At 60.5% G+C, this 13,008-nt stretch carries 15 protein-coding genes; 14 read left to right on the top strand and 1 reads right to left on the bottom strand.

The window, feature by feature from the left end:
- Window positions 1-71 precede the first annotated feature (71 nt).
- Window positions 72-929, bottom strand: a complete 858-nt coding sequence (locus ACQZ60_RS05290; protein WP_020810633.1) for an AraC family transcriptional regulator — start codon at window positions 927-929, stop codon at window positions 72-74.
- Window positions 930-1,124: 195 nt separating this feature from the next.
- Here ACQZ60_RS05290 and alr point away from each other — a divergent pair, with 195 nt between their 5' ends.
- The 14 genes from alr (at window position 1,125) to pip (ending at window position 12,816) form a co-directional block, all read left to right on the top strand.
- A complete protein-coding gene (gene alr, locus ACQZ60_RS05285) occupies window positions 1,125-2,300 on the top strand; it encodes an alanine racemase (protein ID WP_020810634.1) in 1,176 nt (391 codons plus the stop codon).
- 65 nt (window positions 2,301-2,365) lie between these two features.
- Window positions 2,366-2,677, top strand: coding sequence for a type II toxin-antitoxin system ParD family antitoxin (locus ACQZ60_RS05280; protein WP_020810635.1), 312 nt, complete (start codon window positions 2,366-2,368; stop codon window positions 2,675-2,677).
- Window positions 2,634-2,924, top strand: coding sequence for a type II toxin-antitoxin system RelE/ParE family toxin (locus ACQZ60_RS05275; RefSeq protein ID WP_020810636.1), 291 nt, complete (start codon window positions 2,634-2,636; stop codon window positions 2,922-2,924). Before ACQZ60_RS05280 ends, ACQZ60_RS05275 begins: the two co-directional genes overlap by 44 nt.
- 6 nt (window positions 2,925-2,930) lie before the next feature.
- Window positions 2,931-4,337: a DNA repair protein RadA gene (gene radA, locus ACQZ60_RS05270; RefSeq protein WP_003520708.1), complete on the top strand. Its 1,407-nt coding sequence runs from the start codon at window positions 2,931-2,933 to the stop codon at window positions 4,335-4,337.
- Window positions 4,338-4,426: 89 nt separating this feature from the next.
- Window positions 4,427-5,014 carry a CvpA family protein gene (locus ACQZ60_RS05265; protein WP_035261832.1) on the top strand — a complete coding sequence of 196 codons (588 nt, stop codon included), beginning with the start codon at window positions 4,427-4,429 and terminating at the stop codon, window positions 5,012-5,014.
- 138 nt (window positions 5,015-5,152) lie between these two features.
- Window positions 5,153-6,661, top strand: coding sequence for an amidophosphoribosyltransferase (gene purF, locus ACQZ60_RS05260; protein ID WP_020809108.1), 1,509 nt, complete (start codon window positions 5,153-5,155; stop codon window positions 6,659-6,661).
- Window positions 6,662-6,806: 145 nt separating this feature from the next.
- On the top strand, window positions 6,807-7,547 hold the full coding sequence (locus tag ACQZ60_RS05255; RefSeq protein ID WP_020809110.1) for an SDR family NAD(P)-dependent oxidoreductase: 741 nt from the start codon (window positions 6,807-6,809) through the stop codon (window positions 7,545-7,547).
- Between the two features lie 321 nt (window positions 7,548-7,868).
- Complete coding sequence (locus ACQZ60_RS05250) at window positions 7,869-8,249, top strand: hypothetical protein (protein WP_020809111.1); 381 nt, start codon at window positions 7,869-7,871, stop codon at window positions 8,247-8,249.
- Between the two features lie 191 nt (window positions 8,250-8,440).
- Window positions 8,441-9,826 carry a cysteine--tRNA ligase gene (cysS, locus tag ACQZ60_RS05245; protein WP_020809112.1) on the top strand — a complete coding sequence of 462 codons (1,386 nt, stop codon included), beginning with the start codon at window positions 8,441-8,443 and terminating at the stop codon, window positions 9,824-9,826.
- 312 nt (window positions 9,827-10,138) lie between these two features.
- Entirely contained in the window at window positions 10,139-10,447 is a 309-nt protein-coding gene (locus ACQZ60_RS05240; RefSeq protein WP_020809113.1) for an endonuclease domain-containing protein, read from the top strand.
- Entirely contained in the window at window positions 10,444-10,917 is a 474-nt protein-coding gene (locus ACQZ60_RS05235; RefSeq protein WP_003520697.1) for a GFA family protein, read from the top strand. Before ACQZ60_RS05240 ends, ACQZ60_RS05235 begins: the two co-directional genes overlap by 4 nt.
- Window positions 10,917-11,381, top strand: a complete 465-nt coding sequence (locus tag ACQZ60_RS05230; protein WP_020809114.1) for a GFA family protein — start codon at window positions 10,917-10,919, stop codon at window positions 11,379-11,381. The genes ACQZ60_RS05235 and ACQZ60_RS05230 overlap by 1 nt, the downstream gene beginning before the upstream one ends.
- Window positions 11,378-11,863, top strand: a complete 486-nt coding sequence (locus tag ACQZ60_RS05225) for a GFA family protein (RefSeq protein WP_020809115.1) — start codon at window positions 11,378-11,380, stop codon at window positions 11,861-11,863. The genes ACQZ60_RS05230 and ACQZ60_RS05225 overlap by 4 nt, the downstream gene beginning before the upstream one ends.
- A complete protein-coding gene (pip, locus tag ACQZ60_RS05220; RefSeq protein ID WP_448734868.1) occupies window positions 11,860-12,816 on the top strand; it encodes a prolyl aminopeptidase in 957 nt (318 codons plus the stop codon). Before ACQZ60_RS05225 ends, pip begins: the two co-directional genes overlap by 4 nt.
- The last annotated feature ends 192 nt before the right edge of the window (window positions 12,817-13,008 follow it).

The raw sequence follows: 13,008 nt of genomic DNA, 5'->3' as shown, positions 1-13,008 counted from the left end.
TCAGGCGGTTTTCTGCTGAAGCGTCGCTTTTTCTTTTGTCGCATTTCCGAACGGAAATGCGGGCTTTGAACTCAGGCCAACCGGAACTGCCCCGGTGTGACACCGGTGCGGGCCTTGAAATGCCGGGTGAAATGCGCCTGGTCGGCAAAACCGCACATTGCCGCCACCTCGGCCGGCATCTCGCCAGCGCGCAGAAGCCGGCGCGCCCTGCGGATGCGCACATCCGTCAGATAGGCATGCGGGGTGATGTGAAACTCTTTCCTGAAAGCGCGAATGAGGTGCGCGCGGCTGAGACCGGCGATGGAAGCCAGCTCCTCAAGGCCGATATCGGTCTCGTAATTGTCGGAAAGATAATCGCGGGCGGTATAAACCGCCGTTTTCTCGCGTGTTTCGACGGGCAGGATAATGGCGCTGCCGTGCCTGCCGAACAGAGCGGCGAGAACCGAGAACATGCCCTCATCCGCCTCCAGAGCGCCGGATTTCTCCTCCAGCCGCCGATGCGCCATCTGGAAAGCCGCCGCCATCTGCGGATCGCGCGGCAGGAATCTTGGAAAGGACGGCGTGCCGTGAAAGGCCCTGCCCGTCACATCCTCGATAATATCGCGCAACAAGACGATATCGGGATAGATCATCCGATAGCGATAACCGCCGCCGCCCGGTGCGCCATCGTGAACCTCATCCGGATTGATGAGATAAAGATGCCCCGGCCCCGTCTGCTCGGTGGTGCCCTGAATGGTGGAAATCTGCGAACCGCTTTCGATCGCGCCGATCGAGAAGGTATCATGCGCGTGCGGCGAATATTCATGGGTCAGAAAAGTCGCGCTCAGGCACTCCATGCCGCCAAAACGCCTGTCACGCCAGAAACGCGTGGTTTCCGTCGTCGCAATCGGCATGACATCTATGGCCTGTTCCTGCGAAACATTGTGCATGGAACGAGTTTAAACCAATCGACCGTTACCGTCTTGAACAAAAGTGCCCGCGCTTCATGCCCGCACATTTCCACAAATGTGCGGGAATGAAGCTCTAACGCTTTGAATCTACGCATCGTGCTTTGCAAAAATCGATAACGATTCTTGCGCCGATGCTGTAGGGTCCGCGAGGTTCCAATCAACCGGACGCATGGCATGACAGACGACTTCGAAGACAGCTTTCCCGAAAACGAAACCGACACTTTCGAGCACGCGCCGCTGAGGCTGACCGTCGATCTCGGCGCGCTCGCCGATAATTGGCGGGACATGAAGAAGCGTTCCGGCGGGGCGCGGACGGCGGCGGTCGTCAAGGCCGATGCCTATGGTCTCGGGATCGAGGATTGCGGGGCGACGCTTTACCATGCCGGCGCGCGCGATTTCTTCGTGGCCACGGTGGCCGAGGGTGCAACCCTGCGCTCCTATGCCCCGGAAGCGCGCATCTTCGTGCTGTCAGGCATATGGCAAGGCCAGGAACGGCAGGTCTTCGACAATGATCTGGTGCCGGTTCTGGCCTCAGAGGAGCAGCTTTCCTTCTGGATGGCGACGGTTGCCGAGCGGGGCGACCACCCCTGCGCGCTGCATGTCGATACCGGTTTCAACCGCCTCGGACTGCCGCTCGAGGACGCGCTGTTTCTGGCCGACGACGTGACGCGGCCGGCAAGTTTCGACCCGGTTCTGGTGCTGTCGCATCTCGCCTGCGCCGACACGCCCTCCTCGCCAATGAACAGGGTTCAACTCGAATCATTCCGAAAGGTTAGCGCCGCTTTCGAAGGCATCGAATCAAGCCTTTCGGCTTCCGCCGGGATTTTCCTCGGCTCGGACTATCATTTCGACCTCACCCGCCCCGGCATCGCCCTTTATGGCGGCGAAGCGGTCAACGGCATGGCGAACCCGATGCGGCCCGTCGCCACAGCCGAAGCGCGGATCATCCAGATTCGCGAAGCGGGCGAAGGCCAGACCGTGAGTTATGGCGGCACCTTCCTGCTGAAACGTGCAAGCCGCCTTGCCATCGCTTCCGTGGGTTATGCGGATGGATATCAGCGTTCGCTTTCCGGTTCCGGCATTCCGCTGCGCGAAATGGGCCATGGCGGCGCCTATGGCGTCGTCAACGGCCACAGGGTGCCGGTGGCCGGCCGCGTGACCATGGACCTCACCATTTTCGACGTGACGGATATTCCGGCCAATGCCATCCGTGCCGGCGACTATATCGAGCTTTTCGGTCCCAATGTGCCTGTCGACGAGACCGCGCGGGCGGCCGGCACCATCGGTTACGAGATGCTGACGGGGCTTGGCCTGCGTTACGAGCGGCAATATCTGATGGCCGACGACTGAGCCACGCCTTTAGCCCTTGGAAAGCTGCGGTGACCTGTGCTAGAAGAGAACAAAAGGAGATCGAAATGCCCGAAATCCATTTGAGCGAACAGGACGAGAAGTTCATCGAAGAACAGGTGGCGGCGGGCGTCTTTAAGGACGCGGATTCGGTCGTCTCAGCTGGTCTGCGTTTGCTGGGCAGCAGGGAAGGCAAGCTTGTAGAGCTTCAACGACTGATTCAGGAAGGGCTTGATGATGTGGAGGCTGGCCGGGTTATGGAGTTCTCCAGTGCAGATGATTTTACCGCACACATTATGAAGCTGGCGGAGGAGCAGAATGAAGCGAAGGCGTCTAGTGGTCACCGCACAGGCGCTGAACGATCTTCTGGCCGATCATAATTACATTGCCCAATTCAATCCCGTTGCTGCCAGACGCTTTCTAGACGACATCAACGGCAAAATGATCTCGCTGGCGCGATATGGGATAACGGGCGTACCTCGAAGTTTCGCGCCGAATTTGCGGGCTTTCCCTTATCGTGAGCGATGCATCTATTTCATTGTCGATGATAATACAATGTATGTGCTGCGCGTGCTTCACGGCCACCAAGACATCTCCGCCGACCATTTCAAACAAGAAGAAAACTGACATAACATGGCCAAAGCCAAGACCCAATTCGTGTGCCAGAACTGCGGCACGGTTCACACCCGCTGGGCGGGAAAATGCGAAGGCTGCGGCGAGTGGAATACCATCGTCGAGGAAGACCCGATGGGCGGCATCGGCTCCGGACCGGGCAAGACACCCAAGAAGGGCCGGCCTGTCACCCTCACCTCGCTTTCCGGCGAGATCGAGGAGGCGCCGCGTATCCCGACCGGTATCAGCGAACTCGACCGTGCGACCGGCGGCGGCTTCGTGCGCGGTTCGGCGGTTTTGATCGGCGGCGACCCGGGCATCGGCAAGTCGACGTTGCTGATGCAGGCCGCAGCGGCTCTTTCGCGGCGCGGGCATCGCATCATCTATGTCTCGGGCGAAGAGGCGGTGGCGCAGGTGCGCCTGCGCGCCCAGCGTCTCGGGGCTGCGGAAACCGATGTGCTGCTGGCGGCGGAAACCAATGTCGAGGATATTCTCGCCACAATTTCCGAAGGCAAGCGGCCCGATCTCGTCATCATCGATTCCATTCAGACGCTGTGGAGCGATACGGCCGATTCCGCCCCCGGCACGGTGACGCAGGTGCGCACCGGCGTGCAGGCGATGATCCGCTTCGCCAAGCAGACCGGCGCAACCATGGTGCTGGTCGGCCATGTGACCAAGGAAGGCCAGATCGCCGGTCCGCGCGTGGTCGAGCACATGGTCGATGCCGTGCTTTATTTCGAAGGCGACCGCGGACATCATCATCGCATCCTGCGCACCGTCAAGAATCGCTTCGGGCCGACCGATGAAATCGGCGTGTTCGAAATGTCGGATCGCGGCCTCCGGGAAGTCTCCAACCCCTCCGAACTGTTTCTCGGCGAACGCAACGAAAAGTCGCCGGGTGCTGCGGTTTTTGCCGGCATCGAGGGCACGCGGCCCGTGCTTGTCGAGGTGCAGGCGCTGGTCGCTGCCACTTCGCTGGGTACGCCGCGCCGCGCCGTGGTCGGCTGGGACAGTTCCCGCCTCGCCATGATTCTGGCCGTGCTGGAGGCCCATTGCGGCGTGAAGCTCGGCCAGCATGATGTCTATCTGAATGTCGCCGGCGGCTACCGTATTTCCGAACCGGCCGCCGATATGGCGATTGCCTCGGCGCTGGTTTCCTCGCTTGCCGGTCTTGCCCTGCCCGCCGATTGTGTTTATTTCGGCGAAATCAGCCTGTCGGGTGCGGTGCGGCCGGTTTCGCATACGGGCCAGCGATTGAAAGAAGCTGAAAAACTTGGCTTTTCCGCCGCACTTCTGCCTTCTGCTTCGGCTGAATTGCCGAAAGGCGGCAAGGGACGCTGGACGGAAATCGAAAGCCTTCCGGACCTCGTGGCCCGCATCGCCGGCTCCGGCAACCGGTTCAAACAGGTTGAGGACGACGAATATTGATCCTTTCGCCAAGGGAAACAGTGGTGTAAGAGGATCGCAAAATTGGCAAGGCAGCGTCTGACGAGGCGTCGCACCTCCGGAGTTAGTATATGCCCATTACAATTTTCGACGGCATCGTCATCGCCGTTGTTCTTTTCTCCGCCCTTCTTGCAATGGTGCGCGGTTTTTCACGCGAGATTCTGTCGATTGCGAGCTGGGGCGGCTCGGTCGCCGCCGCCTATTATCTTTATCCGGTCCTGCTGCCCTATGCGCGCAACTATACCGATGACGACAAGATCGCCATTGCCGGTTCGGCAGGCGTGGTCTTCCTCGTCTCGCTGATCGTGATTTCCTTCATCACCTCGCGCATTGCCGATTTCATCATCGACAGCCGCATCGGCGCGCTGGACCGCACGCTTGGTTTCCTGTTCGGCGCGGCGCGCGGCATTCTGCTGCTTGTCGTCGCGGTCGCCTTCTGGAACTGGCTGGTGGATGTGAAGACGCAGCCGGAATGGGTGACGCAGGCGAAGTCCAAGCCCTTCCTTGACGGGCTGGTGGGCAAGCTGGAGGCGGTTCTGCCTGACGATATCGAACCGCAGATCCGCGCCCGTATTCTCGGAAAACCACAGGAGCCGGCGGCCACACAGGCGCCTGCGGAAGATGTGCCGGCAACAAATCCGCCGGCAACAAATAATTGACACAGTGTCGCGCCTTGCAATGCATGCAAGGCGCGCTATTTGTGCTAAATATCAAGCACGACACAGACGGACCGACCGGGGGAAATACTCACCGGAGAGGTCTTTCTTTTTTCTCGGTAGAGAGCAAGGGCAAGCCGGATGATTGAGCCGCTTTCGCATTCCCCGTTCCCTCGGGCCACTTTCAAGGAAGAGATCGACGGCGACACGCTGCATGAAGAATGCGGCGTGTTCGGCATTCTCGGCCATGCCGACGCCTCGGCGCTGACCGCTCTCGGCCTGCATGCGCTTCAGCATCGCGGCCAGGAAGCGGCGGGCATCGTCTCCTTCGATGGCAAGCGCTTCCATCAGGAACGCCATATGGGCCTCGTCGGCGATCATTATACCGATCCGGCAACCCTTGCCCGCCTGCCCGGCTCCATCGCCATTGGCCACACCCGTTATTCCACAACCGGCGAAGTGGCGATGCGCAACGTGCAGCCGCTGTTTGCCGAACTGGAAGAAGGCGGTATTTCCATTGCCCATAACGGCAATTTCACCAACGGCCTGACGCTTCGCCGCCAGATCATCGCCACCGGCGCCATCTGTCAGTCTACCTCCGATACCGAAGTCGTCCTTCACCTCATCGCCCGCTCGCGCCACTCCTCCACCGCCGATCGCTTCATCGACGCCATCAGGCAGATGGAAGGCGGTTATTCGATGCTGGCAATGACGCGCACCAAGCTGATTGCCGCCCGCGACCCGATCGGCATCCGCCCGCTGGTCATGGGCGAGCTTGATGGCAAGCCGATCTTCTGCTCGGAAACCTGCGCTCTCGATATCATCGGCGCAAAGTTCGTTCGCGACGTCGAGAACGGCGAAGTCATCATCTGCGAAATCCAGCCTGATGGTTCGATCACCATCGATGCGCGCAAGCCCTCGAAGCCGCAGCCGGAGCGTCTCTGCCTGTTCGAATATGTCTATTTCGCCCGTCCCGATTCTGTTGTCGGCGGCCGAAACGTCTATACGACGCGCAAGAACATGGGCATGAACCTGGCCAAGGAAGCGCCGCTGGAAGCCGATGTGGTGGTTCCGGTTCCCGATGGCGGCACGCCGGCAGCACTTGGTTTTGCGCAGGAAAGCGGTATTCCCTTCGAATACGGCATCATCCGCAACCACTATGTCGGGCGCACCTTCATCGAGCCGACGCAGCAGATCCGCGCTTTCGGCGTCAAGCTCAAGCATTCCGCCAACCGGGCGATGATCGAAGGCAAGCGTGTGGTGCTGGTGGATGATTCCATCGTGCGTGGCACGACCTCGGTAAAGATCGTGCAGATGATCCGCGAGGCGGGCGCCAAGGAAGTTCATATCCGAGTCGCGAGCCCGATGATCTTCCATCCGGATTTCTACGGCATCGACACGCCTGATGCCGACAAGCTGCTCGCCAACCAATATGCCGATGTCGAGGCGATGGCGAAATATATCGGCGCCGATTCGCTGGCTTTCCTGTCCATCGACGGGCTTTACCGCGCGGTAGGCGGGGAAAACCGCAATCCGGCCCGTCCGCAATTCACGGACCATTATTTCACCGGCGATTATCCGACCCGTCTTCTCGACCAGAATGGCGAGGCGATGGGCAGCAAGATTTCTATGCTGGCCAGCAACGGCTGATATGCGTCACACAAAGCGGCCATCCGGCTTCCGGTGGCCGCTTTTTTCTTGCCTTTTGTTCAGGCCCTCGCATGCGACGATATGATCGCTTGCGAAAGGCCAGCGGCGCTTCGTAGAAGGAAGCGCAATCAATTCGGGGGAGACCATGACTATCGATCTCAAGGGCCGCATCGCTCTCGTTACCGGCGCGTCGCGCGGCATCGGCTATTTCACGGCGCTGGAACTCGCCAAGGCCGGCGCGCATGTCATCGCCTGCGCCCGCACGGTGGGCGGCCTTGAGGAGCTGGACGACGCCATCAAGGCCGTCGGCGGCACGGCGACGCTGGTTCCCTTCGATCTCTCCGACATGAAGGCCATCGATGCGCTGGGCGCGAATATCTTCGAGCGCTGGGGCAAGCTCGATATTCTGGTTGCCAATGCCGGCGTTCTCGGCGTCATCTCGCCGGTCGGACATATCGAGGCGAAAGTCTTCGAAAGGGTCATGAACATCAACGTCACCGCCACCTGGCGGCTGATCCGCTCGGTCGAACCGTTGCTTCTGAAATCGGACGCCGGCCGCGCGCTGATCCTGTCTTCGGGCGCCGCCCATAGCTGTCGCCCCTTCTGGGGTGTCTATTCCACCTCCAAGGCGGCAGTCGAAGCGCTGGCCCGCACCTGGGCGGCGGAAACGCAAAAGAGCGCGCTTCGCGTCAACAGCATCAATCCCGGCGCCACGCGCACGGCGATGCGCGCCCAGGCCATGCCCGGCGAAGACCCGGCCACCGTGCCGCATCCATCGGAGGTGGCCGCGGCTATTCTTCCGCTCGCCTCACCCGATCTCAAAGAAACCGGCAAGCTCTTCGTGGTGCGGGAAAAGCGCTTCGTGGATTACCGCCAGCCAGAATGAGCGCGACCGGTCCGATGTAGAATTGCCGGCAGCAAAGCCGGCGATCCTGCCTGTCTGTGAAAGAAGGAAAGCGCTTCTTCGGTTGCGCGGCGGCATGCTGCAAAAAACGTCGTACAGATCTGCTACGAAGACTCCGGATCGTTTTTACCAACGGCAAATAAATCCGCACCCTTGCCCAGACAGGGCACAATTATTTCAGACGCATATATCAAACAATACATTCAAATTTCCTGATTTTACCGCCGCATTTCCAAAGCTTCATCTCCACGGCGCCGCAGATCTGTCATCGCATGCGGGTCTCTTTTCAATGGGAATATCCGGATGAAAAATGTTGCTTTCTATTTCTTCACCGCAGCCGTGCTCTGTGCGGCGGCCGGGATGATCTGGGGTGTCCAGATGTCGATCTCCAGGGACCACTCACTGTCCATGGCCCACGCCCATCTCAGCCTCGTCGGCTGGACGACGCTTGGCCTGTTCAGCCTTTATTACACCGTGACGCCGGACGCCGATGGCACCGTGCTTTCCAGGATACATCTCGCCATCGCCGTTGCCGGCGTTGTCAGTCTCGTACCCGGCATCGCCCTCGTCCTGACCGGCGGCACACCGCTTCTGGCGGTGGCAGGTTCGCTCCTGACCGTCACGTCCATGCTGATCTTCCTTGTCACCGTGACGCGAAACGGCATCGGCCCCAAGCCTGCCTGACACAGCCGGGCAGGCTCTTGACCAACGGCCTGCCCCGCGCCATAACGCAAGTCATGAAAACGACGATCTGCACCTGCTGCTGAAATAATTTTTGCTGGTTTACCGCCGGCCAGATCGTTTTCGTCTCCCCGCAAGGTCCAACAGACAAACGGTCCGGCCAGGATAATATTCTGCCTTTAGGGAACTGCCGCATGTCCTTGCGCCTGAAATTTCACAATACACTCACACGCGAAAAAGCGGAATTTGCACCGATCGACGCTGACAATGTGCGCATGTATGTCTGCGGCCCGACGGTTTATGATTTTGCCCATATCGGCAATGCGCGCCCGGTCATCGTGTTCGATGTTCTCTACCGGCTGCTGCGCCACGTCTTTGGCGAAGACCATGTGACCTATGCCCGCAACATCACCGACCTCGACGACAAGATCAACGCGCGGGCGCTGCGCGACTATCCGCATCTGCCGCTGAACGACGCCATCCATGCGGTGACGAAAAAGACCGCGGACCAGTTCCATGAGGATGTGGCCACGCTCGGCTGCCTTCCGCCGACCGTCGAACCGCGCGCCACCGACTACATCGCGGAAATGATCGACCTCATCGAGAAGCTGATCGCCCGCGGCCATGCCTATACGGCTGGCGGAGAGGTGCTGTTCGATACCCGCTCGATGGCCGATTATGGCCAGCTTTCCAAGCGCCCGCTGGACGAGCAGCAGGCCGGCGCGCGCGTGGCGGTGGAAGCCCACAAGAAGACCCCCGGCGATTTCGTGCTGTGGAAACTGTCCTCGGATAATGAACCGGGCTGGGAAAGCCCCTGGGGTCGCGGCCGTCCGGGCTGGCACATCGAATGCTCGGCCATGGCCGGTCGCTACCTCGGCGAGGTCTTCGATATTCATGGCGGCGGGCTCGACCTCATCTTCCCGCATCATGAGAACGAAATCGCGCAATCGCGCTGCGCCAACGGCACGCATGTCATGGCCAATGTGTGGATGCATAACGGCTTCGTGCAGGTGGAAGGCCGCAAGATGTCGAAGTCCGAGGGCAACTTCGTGACGATCTACGAATTGCTGCACACGGAGAAATTCGGCGGCCGGAAATGGCCGGGCGAGGTTCTGCGCCTTGCCATGCTGATGACGCATTATCGCGAGCCGATCGATTTTTCGGTGAAGCGTCTGGAAGAGGCCGAACGCCTGCTCGCAAAGTGGCCGGCGGCGGAAGCCTCCGATGCCGCACCGGACGAAACCGTGCTCGAAGCGCTTGCCGACGATCTCAACACGGTTGCCGCCGTTCAGGCGCTGCATGCGCTGGCGCACGCCGCCAACACCGATCCATCCAGGCTGCCCGCCTTTGCGGCCAGTGCTGCCCTGCTGGGTGTCTTGCCGAAGAAAGCGGAAATGGACGAGGCCATCGTTTCGGCCGTCGATGCGCTGGTGCAGCTGCGCCTGGAAATGTTGAAGGCGAGGAACTTTGCGGAAGCGGATCGTTTGCGTGATGAGCTTTCCGAAAAGGGCATTCAGCTGAAGGATGGCAAGGACAAGGAGACCGGGGAGCGGACGACGACGTGGGAGTTGAAGCGGTAGGCTCCGCATTCGGGGTTCACCCCCCTCTGCCCTGCCGGGCATCTCCCCCTCAAGGGGGGAGATCAGCTAGAAGCACTACCTCAACTTCACTCGCAAACTGCGAGAGAGTCGAGAGCTCGCCACAGATCGATCTCCCCCCTTGAGGGGGAGATGCCCGGCAGGGCAGAGGGGGGGTAAACCCCACGGCACGCCCTTGCTTTCGACCACGCCATACTCCAATCTCGCCGCACCCCTTCAAGCCGCGAGCATCCCGTGCCCCACGCCAAGGTCAATCCTCAACATCGGTCACATGCCCGGTAGATGCGAAAGGCCATGACCGGCGCAGAACTGAAGTTCTGGAACGCCGTCCGCGCTCACCGCCTTGAGGGCCTGTCTTTCAGACGCCAGCTGCCGGTCGCCGGATATATCGTTGATTTCGCTTGCCCCTTGCATAAGATCATTTTCGAACTGGACGGGTTTCAGCACGCGGACGACGCTGCGGCAGCCTATGACCGAGAGAGAACACGGACGTTTGAGGAACTCGGCTGGACAGTCCTCCGTTTCTGGAACGAGGATATCCTCGGAGACATCGACAATGTCTCTCTCCACATTATCCGAACGGTGAAGGAGGACCGACCATGACGACATATACCGGCGGATGCCAGTGCGGCGCGATCCGTTTTCGCGCCTCCGGTGAACTGAAAGACAGTTCCATATGCCATTGCCGCATGTGCCAGAAGGCTTTCGGGGCCTATTACGCGCCGCTGGTTTCGGTGCGCGGCGTGGAATTCGAATGGACGCGGGGAGAGCCGAAACGTTTCCAGTCCTCCAGCGTCGTCAAGCGCGGTTTCTGCCCTGAATGCGGAACGCCGCTGACCTATGAGGCACCGGATGGTGTGGCGGTGGCGGCCGGAGCTTTTGACGATCCCGCCGCGCTGCCGCCGACCATTCAGTGGGGCGTGGAACGCAAGATCGATTTCGTCGACACGCTTCACACGCTGCCTGCCGTCGCCACCGAGGACGACCTGACGCAGGTGGATTACCTCGCCGATCTCGTTTCCTACCAGCACCCCGACCACGACACCGAAAACTGGCCACCGGAGAACAGATGATGAGCGAAACGGGATTTTCCGGCGGATGCCAGTGCGGCGCCGTGCGTTTCCATGCGGGCAAGCTCGGCCGGGCCTCCATCTGCCATTGCCGCATGTGCCAGAAACATTTCGGCAATTTCTTCGGCGCGCTGGTCAGCGCCGATCAGGCGCATCTGACCTGGACGCGCGGCCAGCCGTCCCTCTTCCGCTCCTCGGGAAAAATCCATCGCGGTTTCTGCAACAAATGCGGCACGCCGCTGACCTATCATTATCCCGGCGGCGTGGAGATCGCCATCGGTGCCTTCGATGAGCCCGAGCGGATCGAGCCGCAGGTGCAGGTCAATTTTCATAAGCGCATGCCGTGGATCGAGCAGCTCTTCGGCAAACCGGCCGTGGAACAGGGCGTGGACGAGGCGGAGATCACCTCCTATCAGCACCCGGATCACGACACGCAGGTCTGGCCGCCGGAAGACAAGCGCGCATGAGCGGAGCCGAGGGTTTCAGCGGCGGATGCCAGTGCGGCGCGGTGCGTTATCGGATAGGGGGCGGTCTTCGTTATCCGCATCTGTGCCATTGCCGCATGTGCCAGAAGGCATCGGGCAATTATTTCATGCCGCTTGCCGCAAGTGCGCTTACGCAGTTTGAAATGACCCGCGGCGAAGCAGCGTGGTTCCAGTCCTCCGATCACGTGCGTCGCGGCTTCTGCGGCCGATGCGGCACGCCGCTTTTCTACGACATGCCGGGAGCCGATTTCATCAATATCACCCTCGGTTCGCTGGACGAGCCGCAGCGGGTAAGGCCCGAGGCGCAATCCAATCTCGCCGGCAAAATGCACTGGTTCGGCGCGCTCGATGGCTTGCCGGTCGAGCCGGAACCTGCAACGGATAGCCCTCCCCCTCGGGTGAACAATTGCCAGCACCCGGACCATGATACGGCCGAATGGCCAGCGAAGGATGATGACCCATGACCGAAGAATTGCGCGGCCTTTACCCCGAGATCGAACCCTTCGAGACCGGCATGCTCGATGTCGGCGACGGCCACACGATCTATTGGGAAAGGGTGGGCAAGCGCGGTGGAAAACCGGCGGTATTCCTGCATGGCGGTCCCGGCGGCGGGGTGAACCCCACGCATCGCCGCGTTTTCGATCCCGCCCTTTACGACGTCATCCTGTTCGATCAGCGCGGCTGCGGCCGCTCCACGCCGCATGCGGAGCTTGAAGCGAACACCACATGGCATCTCGTTGCCGATATCGAAAGGCTGCGCGAACTCTGCGGCTTCGAAAAATGGCTGGTTTTCGGCGGCTCCTGGGGCTCGACGCTGGCGCTCGCCTATGCCGAGACCCATCCCGACCGCGTCAGCGAACTTGTCCTGCGCGGCATTTATACCGTCACCAGACCGGAACTGGACTGGTACTACCAGTTCGGCGTTTCCGAAATGTATCCGGATCAGTGGGAAAAATTCATCGCGCCCATCCCGCAAGCCGAACGCGGCGAGATGATGCAGGCCTATAACCGCTATCTCACCGGCGCCGACGAGGCGAAGAAGCTCGAATGCGCCAAGGCATGGAGCCAGTGGGAAGGGGCGACCATCTCGCTCGTCAGCGATCCCGACCGGGTCGAGGATTTCGGCGAGGATAAATACGCCATCGCTTTCGCCCGCATCGAGAACCACTTCTTCGTCAATGGCAGCTGGCTGGAGGAAGGGCAATTGCTGCGCGACGCCGGCAAACTGAAAGATATCCCCGGCGTCATCGTGCATGGGCGTTATGATATGCCCTGCCCGCTGAAATATGCCTGGCAGCTGGCCAAGGCCTGGCCGAAGGCGGATTTCCACATCATCGAGGCGGCCGGGCACGCGATGAGCGAGCCGGGCATTCTTGACCAACTGATCCGCGCCAACGACCGTTTTGCCGGGAAATAACCAGTCCTTTCATCAGCTTGCAACGGCCGGATGAGATAATGATTCACGCAGGGCTCCCTGCGTGAATCATTTCCTCCCGTCGCGGGGCAGCCCATTTCAAGGGCAGCGCGCCTTTTATTCATGCAGTTTTTCTCATGAACCCTTCACGGAAATGAATTGGCCGCCACTTTCGCGATCCGTTATAAAACGCCA

It is taken from the genome of Agrobacterium sp. 22-223-1, assembly GCF_053522385.1.
Note: the sequence above shows the minus strand (reverse complement) of the source record. Positions and strands in the feature narration are given on the sequence as shown.